The sequence below is a fragment of the Caldimonas sp. genome (assembly GCF_046291045.1).
In the GTDB taxonomy this organism is placed as follows: domain Bacteria; phylum Pseudomonadota; class Gammaproteobacteria; order Burkholderiales; family Burkholderiaceae_C; genus Caldimonas.
The window spans coordinates 26,790-49,110 of record NZ_JBKBSL010000022.1; the positions used below are offsets into that span (position 1 = coordinate 26,790).

Genomic DNA, 22,321 nt, shown 5'->3' on the forward strand with positions numbered 1-22,321 from the left:
CTCATCCGGAGACTGCCATGGCAGATGCTGCCCTCAAGACTTCCGCCGCCGGCGAGGTGGCCATCCGCATCGAAGGCCTGAACAAGTGGTATGGCGACTTCCACGTGCTGAAGAACATCGACCTGGAGGTGGCCAAGGGTGAGCGCATCGTGATCTGCGGCCCGTCGGGTTCGGGCAAGTCCACGCTGATCCGCTGCATCAACCGGCTCGAGCAGCACCAGCAGGGCCGCATCGTCGTCAACGGCGTGGAGCTGACCGACAACCTGAAGAACATCGACGCCATCCGCTCCGACGTGGGCATGGTGTTCCAGCACTTCAACCTGTTCCCGCACCTGACCGTGCTGGACAACTGCACGCTCGCGCCGATCTGGGTGAAGAAGCAGCCGCGCGCCCAGGCCGAGGCCACCGCGCGGCGCTTCCTGGAGCGCGTGCGCATCGGCGAGCAGGCCCACAAGTACCCTGGGCAGCTCTCGGGCGGCCAGCAGCAGCGCGTGGCGATTGCGCGGGCGCTGTGCATGAACCCGTCGATCATGCTGTTCGACGAACCCACCTCGGCGCTCGACCCGGAGATGGTCAAGGAAGTGCTCGACACCATGATCGACCTCGCCCGCGAAGGCATGACCATGCTGTGCGTGACCCACGAGATGGGCTTTGCGCGCGCCGTGGCCGACCGGGTCATCTTCATGGACGCCGGCGAGATCGTCGAACAGAACACGCCGCAGGCGTTCTTCAGCCAACCCCGCAGCGAACGCGGACGCCAGTTCCTCAGTCAGATCCTGGACCGATGAGACGGCGCCCTGACCAGGGACGCCGTCTCCTGGGAGACATCAAAGTAGAGATATCACTCCAAATCCGTCTAGCGAAACACCCGATAGGGATGGCGTCAGCCATGCGTCAGAATCTGGGGTTCATTTGGAGGACCCCATGGAAAAAGTCTGGCTGAAGCACTATCCCGAAGGCGTGCCGCACGAGATCAACCCGGACCAGTACCCCTCGCTGGTCGCGCTGCTCGAGGAAAGCTTCACCAAGTACGCCGAGCGTCCAGCCTTCAAGTTCATGGGCAAGACGCTGACGTATGCCCAGCTCGATGAGTACTCGCGCATCTTCGCGGCCTATTTGCAGTCGCTCGGCCTGAGCCAGGGCGACCGCGTGGCCATCATGATGCCCAACGTGCCGCAGTACCCCATCGTCGTGGCCGCCATCTTGCGCGCCGGCTACGTCATCGTGAACGTCAACCCGCTGTACACCGCCCGCGAGCTCGAACACCAGCTCAAGGACTCCGGCGCCAAGGCCATCGTCATCATCGAGAACTTCGCGCGTACCCTGCAGGAATGCCTCGCCAAGACGCCCGTCCAGCATGTGGTGCTGGCCGCGATGGGCGACCTGCTGGGCTTTCCCAAGGGCGCCATCGTCAACTATGTGGTGCGCAAGGTGAAGAAGCTGGTGCCGGCCTTCGATCTGCCCGCCGCCGTGCGCTTCAACGACGCCATCGCGAAAGGCCGCGGCCTCACATTGCGCAAGCCTGAGATCAAGGCCAGCGACATCGCCGTGCTGCAGTACACCGGCGGCACCACCGGCGTGAGCAAGGGCGCCGTGCTGCTGCACCGGAACATCATCGCCAACGTGCTGCAGTCCGAAGCCTGGAACGGCCCGGCGCTGAAGAAGATCCCGCCGGGCGAGCAGACCGTCACCGTCTGTGCGCTGCCGCTCTACCACATCTTCGCCTTCACGGTGAACATGATGCTGTCCATGCGCATGGGCGGCTGCAACATCCTGATCCCCAACCCGCGCGACATCCCCGCCGTGCTCAAGGAGCTGTCGCAGCACAAGTTCCACAGCTTCCCGGCCGTCAACACGCTGTTCAACGCCCTGGCCAACCACCCCGATTTCCACAAGGTCGACTGGAGCACGCTCAAGCTCAGCGTGGGCGGCGGCATGGCGGTGCAGTCGGCCACGGCCAAGCTGTGGCTGCAAAAGACCGGCTGCGCCATCTGCGAAGGCTACGGCCTGTCGGAAACCTCGCCCTCGGCGAGCTGCAACCCCACCGACAGCACCGAGTTCACCGGCACGATCGGTCTGCCGCTGCCCTCCACCGAGTTCAAGCTCCTCGACGACGAAGGCAACGAGGTGCCCATCGGTACGCCGGGCGAGATCGCCATCCGCGGCCCGCAGGTCATGGCCGGCTACTGGCAGCGCCCGGACGAGACCGCCAAGGTCATGACGCCCGACGGCTTCTTCCGCACCGGCGACATCGGCACGGTGGACGAGCGCGGCTACTTCCGAATCGTCGACCGCAAGAAGGACATGATCCTGGTGTCGGGTTTCAACGTCTACCCCAACGAGGTGGAAGACGTGGTGGCTCAGATGGACGGCGTGCTGGAAGTCGCCGCGGTGGGCGTGCCCGACGACAAGTCGGGCGAAGCGGTCAAGCTCGTCATCGTCAAGAAGAACCCGGCGCTCACCGAGGCCGACGTGCGGGCCTACTGCGAGCAGAACCTGACCGGCTACAAGCGTCCCAAAGTCATCGAGTTTCGCACCGAGCTGCCCAAGACCCCGGTGGGCAAGATCCTGCGGCGCGAGCTGCGGGACAAGAAGGGATAAGAAGCAGAGGCCCCGGCGACACGCGGTCATGACGCTGGCCATCATCGCTGCAATGCACGAAGAGCTGGCGGCCGTCCTCGAACGGATGGCCGACGAGCGGCGCGAACGTGTGGCCGGCCGGGACTTCTGGGTCGGGCATCTGGGCGGCCGCAATGTCGTGGCGGTGCTGTCGGGCATCGGCAAGGTGGCCGCGGCCACCACGGCCACGCTGGCCATCCACCGATTCGGGGCGCAGGCCCTGCTCTTCACCGGCGTGGCCGGGGGCCTGGGCGAGGGCGTGCGCGTGGGCGACCTGGTGGTGGCCACCGAGCTGCTGCAGCACGACATGGACGCCTCGCCGGTCTTTCCGCGGCACGAACTGCCCTTGTACGGTGTGTCGCGCCTGCGCACCGATGGGGCGATGAGCCAGCGCCTGCTTCAGGCGGCGCGCTCGGTGGCCGCCGACGCCGCGCGCGTGCTCGGCACCGACACCTTGGCCGCCTTCGGCATCGGCACCCCGGCGGTGCACGACGGGCTGATCATCAGCGGCGACCGCTTTGTGTCCACCAGCGCCGAAAGCGTGGCCCTGCGCCGCGAACTGCCCGATGCCCTGGCGGTGGAAATGGAGGGGGCGGCCGTGGCCCAGGTCTGCCATGACCATGGCCTGCCCTTGGCCGTGCTGCGCACCATCTCCGACCGGGCCGACGACCAGGCCCATGTCGACTTCACCGCCTTTGTCCAGGAGGTGGCGCGCCGCTACACGGTCGCGCTGGTCGAGCGCTACCTGGCAGCGGGCGGCTGATCGCCGCTGCGCATGGACCCACTCACCAGGTCGAAGCGGAACAGGCGGCACTCGATGGGGCCGTTCCACATCGGGATGCGGCGGGCCTCCTTCAGGCGCATGCGAGTGGGCAGCTTCATGTCGGGGCTGAGCACCCAGGCACTCCAGCCGCCAAAGTGGCGCTTCCAATGCGCGGCAAGGCGCGGATAGAAATCATCGGCCGCGCCGGTCTGCTCGGCGCTGCGCGCCACGCTGCCGCGTGCCTCGATGCGCTCGCCATACGGCGGGTTGAGCATCAGCGTGCGCGCCAGGCCCTCGGGCAGACGCGGAGCCACCCGCTCCAGCACATCGCCCCCGTGGAACTCGATCGCGTGCGCCACGCCGGCGCGCTGCGCATTGCGGCGCGCGAAATCGACCATGCGGAAGGCCACGTCGCTGGCGAACACCGGCACGGCCGGTGGGTGGATGCGCGCCTGCGCGGCCTGCTTCAAAGCCTGCCATTGGGCCCGCGCCTGCGGCCCGGCAAGGGGCGCCAGTCGTTCGAAGGCAAAGCGTCGCTTCAGGCCCGGCGCGATGCCGCAGGCGATCTGGGCGGCCTCGATCGCGATGGTGCCCGAGCCGCAGCACGGGTCGAGCAGCGCGCCACCGGCCTCGGGGGTGCCGCGCCAGCCGGCGGCGGCCAGCATGGCGGCGGCCAGGGTTTCCTTCAGCGGGGCGTCGCCCTTGTCCTCGCGCCAGCCGCGCTTGAACAGCGGCTCGCCCGAGGTGTCGATGTAGACCGTGGCGTCCTGTTCGGTGAGATGCAGCATCACCCGCACGTCGGGGTGGCGCGTGTCCACGCTGGGCCGCTCGCCGGCGGCCTCGCGCATCGCATCGCACAGCGCATCCTTGATGCGCAGCCCGGCAAAGTTGAGACTGCGCAGCGGTGAGCGCTGGGCGGTCACATCCACCTTGAAGGTCTGCGCCGGGTGGATCCAGTCCGGCCAGCGCACCTGGCGGGCCAGGGCATAGAGGTCGTCTTCCTGGCGATAGGGGCCGCGCGCCACTTGCACCAGCACGCGCTGGGCCAGGCGGCTTTCCAGATTGAGCGCCATCACCGCGCGTGCATCGCCGCTCAGGGCGATGCCGCCGCGCTCGATCGTGCCATGGGTGTCGGGCCCCAGGATGGCCATGGCCTCTTCGGCCAGCCAGGCCTCGACACCACCAGCGCAGGGAAGGAACAGCGAGAAGCTCACAGCGATTTCCGCAGGTTGGCCGGCGCGATTTTCAGGGCCTCGCGGTACTTGGCCACCGTGCGGCGCGCCACCTGGATGCCCTGCTCCTCGAGCATCTGGCTGAGCTGGCTGTCCGACAGGGGCCGGGCCGGGTCTTCCGAGGCGATGAGCTGCTTGATCAGCGCGCGCACCGCCGTGCTGGAGGCATTGCCCCCGGCCTCGGTGTTCAGCGAGGAGCCGAAGAAGTACTTCAGCTCGAAGGTGCCGAAGGGCGTGGCCATGTACTTGGCCGTGGTCACGCGCGAAATGGTCGATTCGTGCAGGCCCAGCTCGTCGGCGATCTCGCGCAGCACCAGCGGCTTCATCGCGATCTCGCCGTGGGTGAAAAAGTTCTTCTGCCGCTCGACGATGGCCTGCGAGACGCGCAAGATGGTATCGAAGCGCTGCTGGATGTTCTTCATGAACCAGCGCGCCTCTTGCAGCCTTGCGCCCAGGGCTTGGCTGGACTCGCTGCCGCGCTGTTGCCGCAGGGCCTGGGCGTAGAGGTCGTTGATGCGCAACCTCGGCATCACGTCGGGGTTGAGCACCACCTTCCAGCCGCGGCCGGACTTCTGCACGATCACGTCGGGCACGATGATGTGGGCCTCAGCGCGCGCAAAGGGCCGTCCCGGCTTGGGCTCGCAGGCCACGATGAGGCTTTGCGCCTGCTTGATCAGCTCTTCGTCGGCACCCGTGGCGGCCATCAGCTTTTTCACGTCACGCCGCGCCAACGCCTCGAGGTGGCCTTGGCAGATCATCAGCGCGATGATCTGGGCCTCGCTGCGCGGCAGGGCGCGCAACTGCAGGCACAGGCACTCGGACAGGTCGCGCGCGCCCACGCCGGTGGGCTGCAGGCTGTGCAGCCACTTCAGCGCGCAGCGTAGCCGCTCGAGCAGTTCCTCGCGCGCGGCCTCGTCCTCGCCAGCCAGGTGGGCGGCGATGTCCTCCAAGGCATCGGCGAGGTAGCCGTCGTCGTCGAGCGACTCGATCAGCACTCTCACCGCGGCGGCATCCTCGGGCGACAGGCGCATGCCCAGCAACTGCTGGCGCAGGTGATCTTGCAGGCTGATGCCGGGGCTGGCACGGTCGATGGGGTCGAGCTCGTCGTCGTCACTGCCGCTGCGGCTGCCCGGCGTCTCGCGGATGCCGTCGAAGTCGTCGCGCTCGGTGCCGTTTTCCCAGTCGTCGCGCTCGGTGGCGCCGACCTCCAGCGTGTCCACCCCGCCGGCATCGGCCGCCTCGAAGCCGTCGCCAGCCTCGGCGTCGGCCTGGGCCTCGCGCTCGCGGGTGGCCGGCGCCTCGGGCAGCGAGGACAGGCCCGGCATCGGGTCGCCGCCATCATCTTCGGGTTCGAGGAAGGGGTTTTGCTCCAGCATCTGCTCGACCTCCTGGTGGAGTTCGAGCGTGGACAGCTGCAGCAGGCGGATGGACTGCTGCAGCTGCGGCGTCAGCGCCAGGTGCTGGGACAGCCGGACCTGCAGGGAAGGCTTCATCACATCTTCCCCGTCCTACATGCGGAAATGCTCGCCGAGATAGACCTTTCGCACGTCGGCGTTCTCGACGATCTCGGCGGGTGTGCCCTGGGCCAGCACGCGGCCCTCGCTGATGATGTAGGCGTGGTCGCAGATGCCCAGGGTCTCGCGCACGTTGTGGTCGGTGATGAGCACCCCGATCCCGCGCGACTTGAGGAAACTGATGATGCGTTGGATCTCGATCACCGCGATCGGGTCGACCCCGGCGAAGGGCTCGTCCAGCAGGATGAAGCGCGGCTGCGTGGCCAGGGCGCGTGCGATCTCCACGCGACGGCGCTCGCCGCCCGACAGCGAGGGGGCGGGCGCATGGCGCAGCTTCTCGATCGACAGCTCGGCCAGCAGCTCGTCGAGCTGGTGCGTGATCACCGTCTCGTCCAACGGCCGGCCCTGCGCGTCGCGCTGCAGCTCGAGCACCGCGCGGATGTTCTCCTCGACCGTGAGCTTGCGGAAGATCGAGGCCTCCTGCGGCAGGTAGCTCAGGCCCAGGCGCGAACGCTCATGGATGGGCCGGCGCTCCACGCGCCGGCCGTCGATGCGGATCTCGCCGGCGTCCACCGGCACCAGGCCCACGATCATGTAGAAGCTGGTGGTCTTGCCCGCCCCGTTGGGCCCCAGCAGCCCCACGACCTCACCGCTCTTCACCGACAGGTGCACGTCCTTGACCACCTGACGCGCGCCGTAGCGCTTTTGCAGGCCCGAGACGTCCAGGCGGCTGCCCTGCCCGGGCGGCGCCGGCTTGTGCAGGGGCGTCAACGCGGGTCTCCACGCTGGGCACCGGACGACGGGGTCAGCACCCCGCGCACCCGGCCGTCCCCGCCGCCTTCGGCACCGCCTTGCACGCTGAAGGTCTCGGTCACGTTGTCGTAGGTGATGGTCTGGCCGGTGATTTCGTCGGCCACGTCCGAGCCGCGCAGGCGCCGGATCACGGCTTGGCCACTTAGGCGCAACGTGTCGGTACGGCCGTCATAGTCGATGCGGCTGGCGCGGCCTTCGAGGTGCTCGTCCACGCCGTCACGCTTCTGACGAAAATAGGCCGGCTGCCCAACCGTGCCCGTGGCCGTGGCGCTGTGATGACCTTCGGGCGATTGGCGCACCTCCACCCGGTCGGCCCGCAAGACCAAGGTGCCCTTGGTCACCTCGACTTGGCCCGTGAGCACATTCACTCGGCGCACATCGTCGTAGCGCAAGCTGTCGGCCGTGAACCTCAGAGGCTGGTCCCGGTCGGCCCGCTCGGCCCAGACCGCTGCGCTGAGCATCCAGGCCACGGCCAGCGCCAGCCCCGGCGCGCGGCGCCAGGCTGGTACAGAAAAGGGGCGGCGGGGGCTCATGAAGGCACGAAACTTGCAGTTTCTGCGATTCTAGCCCAGGCCGCGGCCCTCGCGCGAGGGCCGGGAGCAGGTTTCGTGCCGGGCCGGGGTGGCCCGATCCGTCAGCGGCCGGCGCGCGCCTGGCCGATCAGGTAATCGGCCACCTGCAGCGAGCGCTCCAGCGATCCGGCCAGGGCCCCAGAGGTCCAGTAGCGGCCGTTGATGCCGATGGCGGGAACGCCGTCGATCTTGTAGCCCTCGGCGATCTGCTTGGCCTGGCGGGTCTTGGTCTGCACGCCAAAGGAGTTGAAGGCCTCGAGGAACTTGGCGCGATCGAGCCCTTGGCGGGCCATGAAGTCGGCGATGGCCTCGGGCTTGTTCAGCGGGTTGCGCTCGACATGGACCGCATGGAAGACTTTTTTGTGCAGGGCCTGGACCTGCCCCAGGGCCTCCAGCGCGTAGTAGATGCGCTGGTGGACGACGAACTCATCGCGGAAGGCCACCGGCACGCGGCGGTAGACCACATCGGCCGGCAGCTTGGCCGCCCAGGGTTCGATCAGGGGCTGGAAGCGGTTGCAGTGCGGGCAGCCGTACCAGAAGAACTCGACGACTTCGATCTTCCCCTCGGTGCCGCCGGCCAGCGGCGGGCGCAGCACCACGTATTCGCCCGACTTGGGGGCCTGGGCCTGGACGGCCGCAGACCCCAAGCCGGCCAGCGCCAGGACGGCCGCGCACCCGGCGGTGGTGAATTCACGTCGCTTCATCGAGTGATCCTTTCGTTCTTTGCGACATAACGCAGCCCAGGTGGATCCGGTCGACCGGCCGAAGTTCAGCCGCCCATCCTCCCGATCCGCCCGCTCAACGCGGCGCGCGCACCAGGGCGGCGTCGATGCCATTGCTCTTGAGCCGATCCTGGGCGCGATCGGCCTCGGCCTGGGTGTCGAAGGGGCCCAGGCGCACCCGGTAAACCGTGCGGCCGCTTTGCTCGCGTTCGCTCACGCGGGCGCTCAAGCCCAGCATCGCCAGACGGGCACGCTGCTGCTCGGCCTCGTCGGCGCGGGTGAAGGCCCCGGCCTGCACGAAGTAGACCGCAGGGGCTTCAGTGACCGCCGCCGGGGCCGGATCGGCGCCGGAAAGGATGGCCGCCGGATCCCGCGGGGCGGGTCGCGCCGTGCCCTGGCGCAACCCCGGAGGCACGTCGGGCAGCGGTTGGGAGGCCGCCGGGGCGCTCGGCGCGGCGCTGCGCCCCTGCAGCGGGGCGTTGGGGTTCCAGTGGCGGTTGCGCTCGGCCTCGGCCGCCTCCTGCTCGGCCGTGCGCGAGGGCACCTTGTTGACGAAGGGGATGGGCACCTTGGTGACGTACAGCGCCACCGCCAAGGCCAGGGCCAGGCCAACCAGCACGCCCACCACCAAACCCAAGGCGAATCCGCCGCGTTGCTTATTCATCGGGGAGAGTTTCCTTGCACAAGCAGGCACATGCAGCCCATTGTGACGCAGCGCGCCGGTTCACATCTTGGTCGGCGCGCTCACGCCCAGCACGGACAGACCGTTGTGCAGCACCTGCCGCGTGGCCATCAGCAAGGCCACCCGGGCACGCGCCAGCTCGGCATCATCCACCAAGAAGCGCTCGGCCGCATAGTAGGTATGGAAGGCGCTGGCCACCTCGCGCAGATAGAAAGCCACGTCGTGCGGTGCCAGGTTTCGCGCAGCGGCCGACAGCATGCCCGGATACTCGGCCAGCTTGAGCATCAGCGCCGCCTCGGCCGGCATCACCAGACGACCCAGGTCGGCTCGCGGCAAGGTGGCCGGGTCTCCGCCGTGCTGCTGACGCCACTGCTCGACCACCGAGCAGATGCGCGCATGGGCGTACTGAACGTAGTACACCGGGTTCTCGTCGTTTTGCTTGAGCGCGAGGTCCACGTCGAAGGTGAACTCGGTATCGGCCTTGCGGCTGATCAGGAAGAAGCGCACGGCATCGCGACTGGTCCACTCGATCAGGTCGCGCAGGGTCACGTAGGAGCCGGCACGTTTGGAGATCTTCACCTCCTGCCCACCGCGCATGACGGTGACCATCTTGTGCAGTACGTAATCCGGGTAACCCTCGGGGATGCCCACACCGGCGGCCTGCAAGCCGGCGCGCACCCGCGCAATCGTGCCATGATGGTCGGTGCCCTGGATGTTGATGACCTTGGTGTAGCCGCGCTCCCACTTGGTGATGTGGTAGGCCACGTCGGGCACGAAGTAGGTGTAGGTGCCGTCGGACTTGCGCATCACGCGGTCCTTGTCGTCACCGTACTCGGTGGTGCGCAGCCACAGGGCACCGTCGCGTTCGTAGGTCTTGCCCGCCTCGATCAGGCGCTGCACGGTGCGCTCGACGCGCCCGCTGGTGTACAGGCTCGACTCCAGGTAGTAGTGGTCGAACTTCACGCCGAAGGCCTGCAAGTCCAGATCCTGCTCGTGGCGCAGGTAGGCCACCGCGAACTGGCGGATGCCGTCGAGGTCGTCCGGGTCGCCCGAAGCGGTGAACTCGCGGTCGTCGGCCTTGACGGTCTTCTTCGCGAGGAAGTCAGCGGCGATGTCGGCGATGTACTCGCCGTTGTAGGCCGACTCAGGCCAGCCGGGGTCGCCGGGCTTGAGCCCCTTGATGCGGCATTGGGTGGAGATCGCCAGGGTCTGGATCTGCACGCCGGCGTCGTTGTAATAGAACTCGCGCGTGACCTGGTCGCCCTGGGTCTCGAACAGGCGACAGATCGCATCGCCCAGCGCCGCCTGGCGGCCATGACCCACGTGCAGCGGCCCGGTGGGGTTGGCCGAGACGAACTCCACCATCACATGCCGGCCGGTGGCGGCCTGGCGGCCGTAGGCCTCGCCGCTGGCCAGGATGTCGGCCACCACGGCCTGCTTGGCCGCAGGCTTGAGGCGCAGGTTGATGAAGCCCGGACCGGCGATCTCCAAGCTGTCAACCCAGCGCTCAAAGGCCTCGCGCCGGCGCAGGCCGTCCACCAGGGCCTGCGCCAACTCGCGCGGGTTCTTCTTCAGCGGGCGGGCGAGCTGCATCGCGCAGGTGATCGCCAGATCCCCATGCGAGGCCTGCTTGGGGCTTTCGAAGGCGGCCACCGCGGCGGCTTCGGGGGCCAGGGTCGCCAGTTCGGCGGCCAGGTCGTCCAGGAGTTCTTGCTTGGCGCGGATCATCCAGAGATTTTACGGTGCAGCCCCCTGCCGCCCGGCCTTGGCGGACGGACACAGTTCGATACATTTGAGCCGCTGTGGCTTGCGCAGCGTCAGACGCAGTGAAATGATGCGCAGGTCATGACGACCCCGAGCGCCCCCACCGTCGACAACCTCGCCGAGCCGCCCTCCGGCCTGCCCGCCCATATCGGCGAGTACCGGGTGGTGCGCAAGCTCGGCGAGGGCGCCACCAGTGAGGTCTTTCTGTGCCACGACGCCTTCCACGACCGCGATGTGGCCATCAAGCTGGTGCGCCCCTCGGCGCTGCGTGACCCGGTGGACGGGCGTTACTACTCGCGATTTTTCGCAGCCGAGGCCTCGCTGGTGGGACGGCTGCACCATCCGCACATCGTGCAGCTGTACGATGCCGTGGACGGACCCGACGAGGCCTATCTGGTGATGGAGTACGTCGAGGGCACGACCCTCAAGTCTTATTGCCGGGCCGACCAGTTGCTGCCGCTGGAGCTCATCGTCGAGATCGGTTTCAAGTGCGCCATGGCCCTGGGCTACGTCTTCCGGCAGGGCTTGATCCATCGCGACATCAAGCCGGCCAACATCCTGGCGGTGACCAGCGCGGGGCAGATCACCGACGTGAAACTCACCGACTTCGGCAGCGTGCTGCACCTGCAGTCCGACACCACCCAGGTGCACCGCGTCGGCTCGCTGGCCTACATGTCGCCCGAGCAGATCGACGGCGGCCCGCTGAACGCCCAATCGGACATGTACGCGCTGGCGGCGGTGCTGTACCACCTGATCACCGGCCACCCGCCGGTGGAGGCCCAATCACAGGGCGAGATGATCCAGCAAGTGCTCTATGGCCCGGTGGTGGCGCCCAGCGAACGTCGCCAGGGGGTGTCCACCGCAGTGGACGAGGTCATCTTGCGCGCACTGAACAAGGCCCCGGCCGACCGCTACGACCACTGGGACGACTTCGCCCATGCGCTGGCCGGCCTGATCGCCAGCCGCCAGGTGCCGCGCGGCAACCTCCAGGCCGTGCTCGATTCCGAACGCTTCAGCCTGCTGCGCTCGCTGGATTTCTTCCGCCAGTTCGACGACGTGGAGCTGTGGGAGGTGGTGCACCAGGCCCGCTGGCAGCGCTTCGGTTTCGGCCACAAGCTGATGTCGCGCGGCGAGCGCGGACGCGACTTCCACGTGATCGCGCAAGGGTCGGTCGATGTGCTGCGCGACGGGCTGCGCGTCGAATCGCTGGGCGCGGGCTCCACCGTGGGCGAGATGGCCTACCTGGCGCCCAGCAAGGAGCCACGGCTGCGCACCGCCGACGTGGTCGTGACCGAGCCGGTCACCACGATCTCTTTCACACCCGAAAGCCTGCGCCGCATGAGCCTGGCCTGCCGTGATCGCTTCAATGAAGCCTTCATTGCCGTGCTGGTGCGCCGCCTGCATGCGGCCCACGAAGCCTTGTCACATCCCCAGCGCATCCTGTGATGCGCCTTGATCCACGCCCGCAGGAGAGACCCCCATGAAGACCCTCGTGATCGCCGTGACCCTGGCCCTGGCCGCCGGCCTCTCGCTGGCCCAGGAGGCCAAGGAACCCACCCGCCAACAGGCCCGCATGGCCGAGTGCAACAAGAAAGCGGCCGACATGAAAGGCGAGGAGCGCAAGGCCTTCATGAAAGACTGCCTCACCGACAAGCGCAAGGCCCAGCAGGACAAGATGAAGGCCTGCAATGCCGAGGCCGGAGCCTTGAAGGGCGACGAGCGCAAGGCCTTCATGAGCCAATGCCTCAAAAAGGATTGATCATCGCGTCCAGACCCCGCGCGCCAGCAGGCTGCCCGCCAGGGGCAGCAGCAACAGCACATGGGCCTGGATCATGACCCAGCGGCGCGCCTGGCGCACCTCCCCTTCCGGGGGGAGCCCCTGCCCGGCAGCCAACGCCGCGCGCCAGCGGCGGTAGGCCCGCGCCGGCGGGATGGCCATCAGGCCGATGGCGACGAAGACGGTGAACTTCAGGTGCAGCAGCGGCTGGGCCCAGGCCCAGTCCCAGCCTTTCGCGCCCCACCAGGCGCGCGCCAGCCCGGTGGCCAGCACGGTGAGAGCGGCGATGTCGGTGAGGCGGTCCAGGCGGCCCAGGCGGTGCACCACCGCGGCGTTCATCCATTCCACACGGCACAGCGCCGCCTGGCCGGTCATGAACACGACCAGGCCGAGGATGGCGGCGATGTGGGCATAGGCCAGCAAGGCTTCGAGCAGCATCGTCAGGGCTCCTGGGGGGGCTTGGGGGGCAGGGGCGAGCGCCAGTAGGCTGCATCGCCATAGGTGTGCTTGAGAAAGTCGATCCACAGCCGCACGCGCAGCGGCAGGTGTTTGCGCTGCGCAAAGACAGCGTAGATGCCGTTGGGCGGAGCGGCGAAGTCGTCGAGCACACTCACCAGGCGACCGGCGGCGATGTCGCCCTCCACCTCCCAGGTCGAGCGCCAGGCCAGGCCCAGGCCGGCCAGGCACCACTCGTGCAGCACCTGGCCGTCGGAGCAGTCCACGCGCGAGGGCGGACGCACATGGACGATCGCCCCGTCCACCGTGAAGGCCCAGCCTCGCGTCTGGCTGGCGTCCGAGCTCAGCACGAGGCAGTCGTGCTGGCTCAACTCGGACGGATGCTGCGGCGCCGGCCGGCGCTGCAGGTAGGCCGGCGAGGCCACGCACAGGCGGCGGTTGTCGGCCAGGCGCAGGCTCACCAGGCTGGAGTCGGGCAAGTCGCCCACGCGCACCGCACAGTCGAATCCCTCGTTGACGATGTCCACCACGCGGTCGGACAGGTTCAGCGACAGCGAGACCTCGGGATGCAGCTGCAGGAAGCGCGGCACCAGCGGGGCCACATGGCGGCGCCCGAAACCGGCCGGCGCCGTCACGCGCAGATGACCACTGGCCTTGACGCCGCCAGCCGAGACGCTCGCCTCGGCATTGGCCAGGTCGGTGAGCAGGCGCTGGCAGTCCTCCAGGAAGGCGCTGCCCTCGTGCGTGAGGCTGATGCGCCGCGTCGTGCGCACCAGCAGCTTCACGCCCAAGCGGGCCTCCAGCGCATCGATGCGCCGACCGATCACGGCCGGGGCCACGCCCTCGAGGTGGGCTGCCGCCGTCAGGCTCCCTTTGGTGGCCACCTGGACAAAAGATTCGATCTGTTTGAGTTTATCCATGACGGATTCGTCACAAATCACCCGCCAGACTACGCCTCGAAAAGTCAAAGATCAAGCAATTTCTCAGGGATTAATTGTTTGGCCTGGTTTGAATACAGTGCATGCCATGGCCACCCTTCCCTTGCCCTTCCAGGCCGTGCTTTTCGATGCCTACGGCACGCTGTTCGATGTCTACAGCGTGGCGCTGGCGGCCGAGCAGCTCTTCCCGGGTCGCGGCGAGGCGCTGGCCGCGCTGTGGCGCGACAAGCAGATCGAATACACCCGGCTGGTGAGCATGGCCGACCCTGGCGGCGCGCGCTACCGGCCCTTCTGGGAGCTCACGCGCGACGGGCTACGCCATGCCTGTGCGCGCCTGGGCCTGCCGCTGTCGCGCGAACGCGAGGAGCGGCTGATGAACCAATACCGCCACCTCAGCGCCTTCCCCGAGAACCGCGAGACGCTGCGGGCCCTGCGCTCCCGGGGGCTGCCCACCGGCATCCTGAGCAACGGCGACCCGGCGATGCTGGAGGTGGCCGTCAAGAGTGCGGGCCTGTCCGACGTTGTGGACCATGTCATCAGCGTCGAGCCGGTGCGCTGCTTCAAGCCCGACCCGCGCGTCTATGCGCTGGGCCTGTCGGTGCTGCGCCGCCGCCAGCCCACGCTTGCGCCCCGCCAAGTCTTGTTCGTCTCGAGCAACGGCTGGGATGCGGTAGGGGCCACCTGGTTCGGCTACACCACCTTCTGGCTCAACCGCAGCGGCGCCCCGCCGGAGGAACTGGGCACCGCCCCCAGCCACGAGGGACGCAACCTGCGCGACCTGATGGCCCTGGTCGATGGTGTGGCGCCCCGCCCCGCCCGATCCTGAGCCGCCCGACCCCGAACTCCTTTGTTTCTTTCTCTTCGAGGACACGACCCATGAGCCAACGCACCACCGTTCATCGCCTGCAAGTCGCCACCGAGCTGTACCGCTTCATCGAAGACCAGGTGCTGCCGGCCACCGGAGTGGACAGCCGCGCCTTCTGGGCCGGCTTCGATGCGATCGTGCACGACCTGGCTCCGAAGAATGCCGCACTGCTGGCCGAGCGCGACCGCCTGCAGGCCGAGCTCGATGCCTGGCATGCCGCTCACCCTGGCCCCATCACCGACGTGCCGGCCTACCGTGCCTTCCTCGAGCGGATCGGCTACCTGCTGCCCCAGCCCGCGCACGTGCAGGCCACCACGGCCAACGTGGACGCCGAGCTGGCCGTGCAGGCCGGGCCGCAGCTCGTGGTGCCCATCCTGAACGCCCGCTACGCGCTCAACGCCGCCAATGCGCGTTGGGGTTCGCTGTACGACGCGCTGTACGGCACGGACGCCATCGCCGAGACCGACGGCGCCGAGAAAGGCTCGGGCTACAACCCGGTGCGCGGCGCCAAGGTGATCGCGTTCGCGCGCAACTTCCTCGACCAGGCCGCACCGCTGGCCCAGGGCTCGCACAAGGAGGCCACCGGCTACCGCGTGGAAGGCGGTCAGTTGCGCGTGGCGCTGCGCAGCGGCAGCACCGGACTGCAGGATCCGGCCCAGTTCGTCGGCTACCAAGGGGAGCCGGGAGCCCCCTCGGCCGTGCTGCTGCGCCACCACGGCCTGCACGTGGAGATCCGCATCGACCGCCACAGCGCGATCGGCGGCACCGACCCGGCCGGCGTGGCCGACGTGGTGCTGGAGTCCGCGCTGTCGACCATCCTGGACCTCGAGGACTCGGTGGCCGCCGTCGACGCGGCCGACAAGGTGGCCGGCTACCGCAACTGGCTGGGCATCCTGCAGGGCACGCTGACCGAGGAGGTCTCCAAGGGCGGCAAGACCTTCACGCGCCGCCTGAACCCCGATCGCGAGTACACCGGGCCCGACGGCAAGCCCGTGGTGCTGCACGGTCGCTCGCTGCTGTTCGTGCGTAACGTGGGCCACCTGATGACCAACCCGGCCATCCTGTACGACGGCGGCAAAGAAATCCCGGAAGGGATCATGGACGCGGTGATCACGACCACCATCGCGCTGGTCGATCTGCGCCGCCAGGGCGGGCTGCGCAATTCGCGCACCGGCAGCGTCTACATCGTCAAGCCCAAGATGCACGGCCCGGCCGAGGTGGCCTTTGCCAGCGAACTGTTCGGCCGCGTCGAGCAGCTGCTGGGCCTGCCCGACAGCACCGTGAAGCTGGGCATCATGGACGAGGAGCGCCGCACCAGCGTGAACCTGAAGGCCTGCATCGCCGCGGCGGCCAGCCGCGTGGCCTTCATCAACACCGGCTTCCTGGACCGCACCGGCGACGAGATCCACACGGCCATGCGCGCCGGCCCCATGCTGCGCAAGGGCGACATGAAGACCACGAAGTGGATCGCCGCCTACGAGCGCAACAACGTGCTGGTAGGCCTGAAGTGCGGCCTGCGCGGGCGCGCCCAGATCGGCAAGGGCATGTGGGCCATGCCCGACCTGATGGCCGCGATGCTCGAACAGAAGATCGCTCACCCCAAGGCCGGCGCCAACACCGCCTGGGTGCCCTCGCCCACCGCGGCCACGCTGCATGCCTTGCACTACCACCAGGTGGACGTGGCCGCGGTCCAGCGCGAGCTGGAGAAGATCGATGCCGACGCCGAACGCGACGCCATCCTGAACGACTTGCTGCAGGTGCCGGTGGCCCCGAGCCCGAACTGGTCCGCGGCCGAGAAGCAGCAGGAGCTGGACAACAACGTGCAGGGCATCCTGGGCTACGTGGTGCGCTGGATCGACCAGGGCGTGGGCTGCTCCAAGGTGCCCGACATCCACAACGTGGGCCTGATGGAAGACCGCGCGACGCTGCGCATCTCCAGCCAGCACATCGCCAACTGGCTGCTGCACGGCATCGTGAGCGAGGCCCAGGTGCGCGAGACCTTCGGCCGCATGGCCGCGGTGGTGGACCGCCAGAACGCCGGCGACCCCGCCTACAAGAGCCTGGTGGCCCACCCCGAGGGCGCAGCCTTCCAGGCCGCGCAGGACCTGGTCTTCAAGGGCGTCGAGCAGCCCAGCGGCTACACCGAGCCGCTGCTGCACGCCTGGCGCCTGAAGGTGAAGGCCGCTCAGTCCAGCTGAAGCTTCGCCGCCAGCTCGCGCAGGCGCTCGATCCCGGGCTCCTTGCGCGGCCAGACCAGCCCCACGCCGTCGCCTTCGTGGCGCGGCAGCACGTGCAGGTGCAGGTGGGGCACGGTCTGCCACCCGGCCGGCTTGTTGGCCTGCAGCACCGTGATGCCCGCCGGCTGGAAGGCCGCCTGCACCGCACGGGCGATGCGGCGGGCCGCCCGCATCAGCGCGGCGGCCTCGTCCTCGGTGCAGTCCAGCAGGGTCTCGCAGGGCCGCTTGGTGGCCACGATCACGTGGCCGTCGTTGACCTGGCCGGCATCCATGAAGGCAAAGACCAGGTCGTCTTCATAGACCTTGGCACAGGGCCATTCGCCCGACAACAGGCGTTGGAAGACGGTGGGGGCGGTCATGGGCGGGTCTCCTCTCGAGGCAAAGCCCCGATGATGGCGCACCCTGCCGGGGTTCAGCGAGCGGGCTGACCCGACCCTTCACGCGCGCCCTGGCAGCTCACGCAGCGCCGCGCGGCCGGGTTCAGCCGCAGGCGGTCGAAGGGGATGGTCGCACTGCAGTCCTCGCAAAGACCGTAGTGCGCATCGCCAACGCGCTCCAGCGCGCGTGTCACCTCGCGCAGTTCGATCTGCTCCAGGTCGGTCAGGGCCTGATCGACCTCGCGGTCGGAAGCGTGGGCAGGGGCGTCGTCATCGTCCTGGGTCAGCACCTGACGCGCGTGGTCCACACGCGAGTGCCCCTCTTGATGAAGGTCGCGCTGGCGCAGCAGATCCTGCAGCCGCAGGCGCAGGGTGTTCTCCAGCATCGCGCGCTGTCCGGCCGTCAGATGGTGGCTCATGCGGGGCTCCTTTTCACGCCCGCATCGTCGCACCAGGGCCGGCAGTCGATCTTGATATTGCGCAAGGCCGGTCGACGGCACAATCAGCGGATCGTGAGCTTTTCAGGGATCGAGGCATGTGCCAATTGCTCGGCATGAACTGCAACACCCCCACCGACATCGTGTTCAGCTTCACGGGCTTTGCCACGCGCTCGCAGGAGCATGCCGACGGCTTCGGCATCGCCTTCTTCGAGGGCAAGGGCGTGCGGCTCTTCGTGGACCCGCAGGCGGCGCTGCACTCGCCGGTGGCCGAGCTCGTGCGCCGTTACCCGATCCGCAGCACCCATGTGATCGCCCACATCCGAAAGGCCACCCAGGGCGACGTGCGGCTGGAGAACTGCCACCCCTTCGTGCGCGAACTCTGGGGCCGCTACTGGGTATTTGCGCACAACGGCGACCTGAAGGGCTATGCACCGCACCTGCACGCCGCCTTCCGCCCCGTGGGCGACACCGACAGCGAGGCGGCCTTCTGCTGGCTGATGCAGGAGCTGGCCAAGAACCACGCGAGGGTGCCCACGCCCGAGCAACTGACCGAGACCCTGACCGAGCTGGTGCCGCAGGTGGCGCGGCATGGCACCTTCAACTTCATGCTGAGCAACGGGCATGCGCTGTGGGCGCACTGCTCCACCCAGTTGCACTACCTGGTGCGAGAGCACCCCTTCCGCCCGGCCACGCTGCAGGACCAGGATCTGAGCGTGAACTTCGCCGAACTGGCCTCGCCCCAGGACCGGGTGGCCGTGATCGTGACGGAGCCCCTCACCTGCGACGAGGCCTGGACGGCCTTTGCGCCGGGGGAGCTCAAAGCCTTCGTGGACGGCCGACCGCTGGCCCCGGCTCCCCTGCCTTGAACCGCCCCCCTCGAAAGCAGCAACGATGCCCTATCAACTCCAGATCAACGGCCGCCCGCACGAGGTGCCGGACGAGACGGTCGATCCCTCGATGCCCCTGCTGTGGGTGCTGCGCGACGTGCTGCAGCTCACCGGCACGAAGTTCGGCTGCGGCATTGCCGCCTGCGGAGCCTGCACCGTGCGGGTGGACGGCCGGGCGGTGCGCTCGTGTGTCACGCCGCTGGCCTCGGTGGCCGGACGCGCCATCCAGACCATCGAGGGCCTGGGCACGCCGCAGGCCCCGCACCCGCTGCAATCGGCCTGGATCGCCCACCAGGTGCCGCAGTGCGGCTACTGCCAAAGCGGCATGCTGATGGCCGCGGCGGCCCTGCTGGAGAGCACGCCCGAGCCCACCGATGCGCAGATCGATGCGGCGATCACCAACCTGTGCCGCTGCGGCACCTATCCGCGCGTGCGCGAGGCCATCCGCACAGCGGCCGTGCAGATGCGGCCGGCGCGGCCGCAGCGCCAGCCACTGAAAGTCAAGTCCGCATGAAGCGCCGGCACTTCCTGCTCAGTGCCGCTGCCACCGGCGGCGCGCTGGTGGTCGGCTGGGGGGCTTGGCCGGTGCGTGACCGCATCGGGCGGCGCGGTTCCCTGACTTCGAACGATAGCGAGGTCCGGCTCAATGGCTGGCTCAAGATCACCGCCGACGGCCTGGTGGTGCTTGCGATGGCCCGCAGCGAGATGGGCCAGGGCGTGCACACCGCCTTGCCGATGCTCGTGGCCGAGCAGCTCGACATCGGCCTGGACCGGATCCGGCTGGAACAGGCCGGGCCTGAATCGCTGTACGGCAACGTGGCGATGTTCCTGGGGGCCCTGCCCTTCCACCCCGACGACCGCGAGCCCGGCCACGAAACGCGCACGGTGCGCGCGGGCCGCTGGTTCGTCACCAAGCTGGCGCGCGAGCTGGGCATCAACGTCACTGGGGGATCGTCGAGCATCGCCGATGCCTGGGAGGTGTTGCCGCTGGCCGCGGCCACGGCACGCGCCGAACTGCTGGGCGCCGCAGCCTTGCAGTGGCGGCTGCCGGTGGACGAGCTGCGCATCGTGAACGGGATCATTGAACACGAATCCGGGGTGCGCGGGCACTTCGGCGAGTTCGCGCGCCAGGCCGCGGCGCTCACCGTCAGCGCCCGCAACATCCACGTGAAGCCACGCGAAGCCTGGCAACTGATCGGCCGGCAACCCCTGCGCACCGACGTGCCGGCCAAGGTGAACGGCACAGCCGTCTTCGGCATGGACGTCAAGCCCGAGGGCCTGCTGTATGCCGTGGTGCGCCACTGCCCGATGCTGGGCGGCAGTGCAGCGCGTGTGGACGTCGATGCCACGCTGCGCCGCCCCGGCGTGGAGCGCGTGGTGCGCCTGGGCCGCACGGCCGGTGCCACCTCGGGCGTGGCGGTGGTGGCGCGCAGCACCTGGCATGCGATGCAAGCGGCGCGCACCATGGACGTGGTGTGGCGCCCCCCGCCCCACGACCCGGCGGTGGGCCTGCTCGACACGCAGCGCATCGACGAGGCCCTGGAGCGGGCCGCCCGCGAGGCGCACGAGCGCGCCGGCGGCGTGCCCTTCCATCGCCGCGGTGACGTGGACGCAGCCGAAGCTGCCGCCGCACGCCGTCTCGAGGTCGTCTACCACGCCCCCTACCTGGCTCACGCCACCATGGAGCCGATGAACTGTACGGCCCAGGTGCGCGATGGCCGCGTCACCGTGTGGGCGCCCACCCAGGCGCCCACCTTCGCCCGCGAGGTGGCCGCGCGCGTGGCCGGCGTGGACGTGGACGCCGTGGACCTGCACATCACCCTGCTCGGCGGTGGCTTCGGCCGCCGCCTGGACGTGGACTACGTGGCCCAGGCCGTGCGCATCGCGATGGAGACCGGCGGCCGCCCGGTGCAACTGGTGTGGCCGCGCGAGGAAGACTTCACCCACGACTTCTACCGCCCGGCCGGTGTGGCCGTGATGCGTGCCGCGCTGGACGCGCGCGGCCGCCCCCAGGCCCTGCGCATGACCGTGGCCGGCGACGCCATCACGCCGCGCTGGATCGCGCGCAACCGCCCCGCCTGGGCCACGCGCTTCGACGCGCCGGACAAGACGGCCGCCGAGGGCTTCTTCGACCTGCCCTACGACGTGCCCCACCAGCGCATCGCGCAGCAGGCCACGCGCAGCGGCGTGCCCATCGGCTACTGGCGCTCGGTGGGCCATTCCCACCATGCCTTCTTCACCGAATGCTTCATCGACGAGCTGGCCCACGAGGCCGGCCAGGATCCGGTGGCCTTCCGCCTCAGTCTGCTGGACAAGCACCCGCGCTTTGCCACCGTGCTCAAGCTCGCCGCCGAGAAGGCTCAATGGGACCGGCCGCTGCCCCCCGGGCGCGCCCGCGGTGTGGCCCTGCACGAAAGCTTCGGCTCCATCGTCGCCGAGGTGATGGAGGTGTCGCTCGACAACGGTCGCCCGCGCGTGCACCGTTTGGTCTGCGCGATCGACTGCGGCACCGTGGTGCACCCGGGCATCGTGGCCCAGCAGATGGAAGGCGGGGTGATCTTCGGCCTGAGCGCCGCGCTCTACGGACGGGTGGACATCCGCCAGGGCGAAGTGGTGCAAAAGAACTTCGACACCGCGCGCCTGCTCTCGCTGGCCGAGACCCCCGCGATCGAAACCCACATCGTGCCCAGCACCTTGCCCCCCGGCGGCGTGGGCGAGCCCGCCACCCCGCCGGCGGCGCCGGCCCTGGTCAATGCCTGGTTCGCCCTGACAGGGCAGCGCGTGCGGCGGCTGCCACTGCTGGCACCGCCGGCCTGATCACCGCCGCGCCGCGTTGAGCTCGTCGCGCGTGGCCATCGCCGCGCGCCGCGCGGCCTCGGCGAAGTCGAGGCCGCTGCTGGCGTAGAGCACGCTGCGGCCCACGTTGACCACCACCAGGCCGGTGATGCGACCCTCGTGCTCGCGGTAGCCCGCCTTCACGGTGGCGGTGGCATCGCCCCCTTGGGCCCCCACACCGGGAATCAGCAGCGGCACGGTGGGCGCCAGTTCACGCACGCGCGCGATCTCGGCCGGGAAGGTGGCGCCCACCACCAGGCCGAGCTGGCCGGTGGTGTTCCAGGGACCTTGCGCCAGACGGGCGAGGTGTTCGTACAGGCGCGGCTGGCCCTCCACCTCGGCCAGACGCTGGTTTTGCAGGTCCGAGCCGCCGGGGTTGGAGGTGCGGCACAGCAGGATCGCGCCTTTGGTCGGATAGCGCAGGTAGGGCTCGATGGAGTCGAAGCCCATGAAGGGCGAGAGCGTGACCGCATCGGCCCCGTAGCGCTCGAAAGCCTCGCGGGCGTACTGCTCGGCGGTGGTGCCGATGTCTCCGCGCTTGGCGTCCAGGATCACCGGCACCTGCGGCGCCACGGCGCGGATGTGCGCCATCAGCCGCTCGAGCTGGTCTTCGGCGCGGTGGGCGGCGAAGTAGGCGATCTGGGGCTTGTAGGCGATGACCAGATCGCGGGTGGCCTCGACGATGGCCGCGCAGAAGTCGAAGATGCGCGAGGCCTCGCCGCGCCAGGGCGAGGGGAACTTGGCTGGATCGGGGTCCAGCCCCACGCACATCAGCGAGTCGTTGAGGCGTTCGGCGGCGTGGAGCTGGTCGAGAAAGGGCATGCCCTC

The 22,321-nt window shown here is 69.0% G+C and carries 22 protein-coding genes; 10 read left to right on the forward strand and 12 right to left on the reverse strand.

Annotated features, from left to right (window positions below):
• Positions 1-17 precede the first annotated feature (17 nt).
• The 3 genes from ACK4ZD_RS09655 to ACK4ZD_RS09665 all read left to right on the forward strand — a co-directional run bounded on the left by ACK4ZD_RS09655 (position 18) and on the right by ACK4ZD_RS09665 (position 3,382).
• Entirely contained in the window at positions 18-788 is a 771-nt protein-coding gene (locus tag ACK4ZD_RS09655; RefSeq protein WP_409660982.1) for an amino acid ABC transporter ATP-binding protein, read from the forward strand.
• Positions 789-924: 136 nt separating this feature from the next.
• A complete protein-coding gene (locus ACK4ZD_RS09660) occupies positions 925-2,601 on the forward strand; it encodes a long-chain-fatty-acid--CoA ligase (RefSeq protein WP_409660985.1) in 1,677 nt (558 codons plus the stop codon).
• 28 nt (positions 2,602-2,629) lie between these two features.
• On the forward strand, positions 2,630-3,382 hold the full coding sequence (locus ACK4ZD_RS09665; RefSeq protein ID WP_409660987.1) for a 5'-methylthioadenosine/adenosylhomocysteine nucleosidase: 753 nt from the start codon (positions 2,630-2,632) through the stop codon (positions 3,380-3,382).
• On the opposite strand, the gene ACK4ZD_RS09670 is transcribed toward ACK4ZD_RS09665, so the two are convergent.
• From ACK4ZD_RS09670 to argS, 7 genes are all read right to left on the reverse strand, one after another.
• On the reverse strand, positions 3,361-4,596 hold the full coding sequence (locus tag ACK4ZD_RS09670; RefSeq protein WP_409660990.1) for a class I SAM-dependent RNA methyltransferase: 1,236 nt from the start codon (positions 4,594-4,596) through the stop codon (positions 3,361-3,363). The two genes, ACK4ZD_RS09665 and ACK4ZD_RS09670, sit on opposite strands and share 22 nt — an antisense overlap.
• Positions 4,593-6,107 carry an RNA polymerase factor sigma-54 gene (locus tag ACK4ZD_RS09675; protein ID WP_409660993.1) on the reverse strand — a complete coding sequence of 505 codons (1,515 nt, stop codon included), beginning with the start codon at positions 6,105-6,107 and terminating at the stop codon, positions 4,593-4,595. Before ACK4ZD_RS09675 ends, ACK4ZD_RS09670 begins: the two co-directional genes overlap by 4 nt.
• A gap of 15 nt (positions 6,108-6,122) precedes the next feature.
• Complete coding sequence (gene lptB / locus ACK4ZD_RS09680) at positions 6,123-6,899, reverse strand: LPS export ABC transporter ATP-binding protein (RefSeq protein ID WP_409660995.1); 777 nt, start codon at positions 6,897-6,899, stop codon at positions 6,123-6,125.
• The gene (gene lptA, locus ACK4ZD_RS09685) at positions 6,896-7,474 is read right to left on the reverse strand and encodes a lipopolysaccharide transport periplasmic protein LptA (protein ID WP_409660998.1); all 579 of its coding nucleotides are present in this window, start codon (positions 7,472-7,474) and stop codon (positions 6,896-6,898) included. Before lptA ends, lptB begins: the two co-directional genes overlap by 4 nt.
• Positions 7,475-7,575: 101 nt before the next feature.
• Entirely contained in the window at positions 7,576-8,217 is a 642-nt protein-coding gene (locus tag ACK4ZD_RS09690) for a DsbA family protein (protein WP_409661001.1), read from the reverse strand.
• Between the two features lie 94 nt (positions 8,218-8,311).
• Positions 8,312-8,899: an SPOR domain-containing protein gene (locus ACK4ZD_RS09695; protein WP_409661004.1), complete on the reverse strand. Its 588-nt coding sequence runs from the start codon at positions 8,897-8,899 to the stop codon at positions 8,312-8,314.
• A gap of 60 nt (positions 8,900-8,959) precedes the next feature.
• The gene (gene argS, locus ACK4ZD_RS09700) at positions 8,960-10,645 is read right to left on the reverse strand and encodes an arginine--tRNA ligase (protein WP_409661007.1); all 1,686 of its coding nucleotides are present in this window, start codon (positions 10,643-10,645) and stop codon (positions 8,960-8,962) included.
• Between the two features lie 117 nt (positions 10,646-10,762).
• Between argS and ACK4ZD_RS09705 the strand changes: the two genes are divergently transcribed.
• Together ACK4ZD_RS09705 and ACK4ZD_RS09710 are read left to right on the forward strand one after the other, a co-directional pair.
• Positions 10,763-12,127 (forward strand): serine/threonine-protein kinase, encoded by a 1,365-nt coding sequence (locus ACK4ZD_RS09705; protein ID WP_409661009.1) that lies wholly within the window; start codon positions 10,763-10,765, stop codon positions 12,125-12,127.
• Positions 12,128-12,161: 34 nt separating this feature from the next.
• Positions 12,162-12,440 (forward strand): PsiF family protein, encoded by a 279-nt coding sequence (locus tag ACK4ZD_RS09710; protein WP_409661012.1) that lies wholly within the window; start codon positions 12,162-12,164, stop codon positions 12,438-12,440.
• Here the strand turns inward: ACK4ZD_RS09710 and ACK4ZD_RS09715 are convergent, their stop codons facing one another.
• Both ACK4ZD_RS09715 and ACK4ZD_RS09720 read right to left on the reverse strand, forming a co-directional pair.
• Positions 12,441-12,896 (reverse strand): DUF2214 family protein, encoded by a 456-nt coding sequence (locus ACK4ZD_RS09715; RefSeq protein WP_409661015.1) that lies wholly within the window; start codon positions 12,894-12,896, stop codon positions 12,441-12,443.
• A gap of 2 nt (positions 12,897-12,898) precedes the next feature.
• The gene (locus ACK4ZD_RS09720) at positions 12,899-13,834 is read right to left on the reverse strand and encodes a LysR family transcriptional regulator (RefSeq protein ID WP_409661017.1); all 936 of its coding nucleotides are present in this window, start codon (positions 13,832-13,834) and stop codon (positions 12,899-12,901) included.
• A gap of 106 nt (positions 13,835-13,940) precedes the next feature.
• On the opposite strand from ACK4ZD_RS09720, the gene ACK4ZD_RS09725 reads away from it, so the two are divergent.
• A complete protein-coding gene (locus ACK4ZD_RS09725) occupies positions 13,941-14,678 on the forward strand; it encodes a haloacid dehalogenase type II (protein ID WP_409661020.1) in 738 nt (245 codons plus the stop codon).
• A gap of 50 nt (positions 14,679-14,728) precedes the next feature.
• Positions 14,729-16,915 (forward strand): malate synthase G, encoded by a 2,187-nt coding sequence (locus ACK4ZD_RS09730; RefSeq protein ID WP_409661023.1) that lies wholly within the window; start codon positions 14,729-14,731, stop codon positions 16,913-16,915.
• On the opposite strand, the gene ACK4ZD_RS09735 is transcribed toward ACK4ZD_RS09730, so the two are convergent.
• Entirely contained in the window at positions 16,903-17,313 is a 411-nt protein-coding gene (locus tag ACK4ZD_RS09735) for an HIT family protein (RefSeq protein WP_104301094.1), read from the reverse strand. The genes ACK4ZD_RS09730 and ACK4ZD_RS09735 overlap by 13 nt on opposite strands.
• 53 nt (positions 17,314-17,366) lie before the next feature.
• Positions 17,367-17,750: a TraR/DksA family transcriptional regulator gene (locus ACK4ZD_RS09740; protein ID WP_409661026.1), complete on the reverse strand. Its 384-nt coding sequence runs from the start codon at positions 17,748-17,750 to the stop codon at positions 17,367-17,369.
• 116 nt (positions 17,751-17,866) lie between these two features.
• Between ACK4ZD_RS09740 and ACK4ZD_RS09745 the strand changes: the two genes are divergently transcribed.
• Genes ACK4ZD_RS09745 through ACK4ZD_RS09755 form a run of 3 tightly spaced genes read left to right on the forward strand, consistent with a single transcriptional unit; the run spans position 17,867 to position 21,475 of the window.
• Positions 17,867-18,637 carry a class II glutamine amidotransferase gene (locus ACK4ZD_RS09745; protein WP_409661029.1) on the forward strand — a complete coding sequence of 257 codons (771 nt, stop codon included), beginning with the start codon at positions 17,867-17,869 and terminating at the stop codon, positions 18,635-18,637.
• A gap of 25 nt (positions 18,638-18,662) precedes the next feature.
• Positions 18,663-19,172, forward strand: coding sequence for a (2Fe-2S)-binding protein (locus ACK4ZD_RS09750; protein ID WP_409661032.1), 510 nt, complete (start codon positions 18,663-18,665; stop codon positions 19,170-19,172).
• Entirely contained in the window at positions 19,169-21,475 is a 2,307-nt protein-coding gene (locus ACK4ZD_RS09755; RefSeq protein WP_409661035.1) for a molybdopterin cofactor-binding domain-containing protein, read from the forward strand. Before ACK4ZD_RS09750 ends, ACK4ZD_RS09755 begins: the two co-directional genes overlap by 4 nt.
• Here ACK4ZD_RS09755 and pyrF read toward each other — a convergent pair whose 3' ends face one another.
• Positions 21,476-22,315, reverse strand: coding sequence for an orotidine-5'-phosphate decarboxylase (pyrF, locus tag ACK4ZD_RS09760; RefSeq protein ID WP_409661038.1), 840 nt, complete (start codon positions 22,313-22,315; stop codon positions 21,476-21,478).
• Between the last annotated feature and the right edge of the window lie 6 nt (positions 22,316-22,321).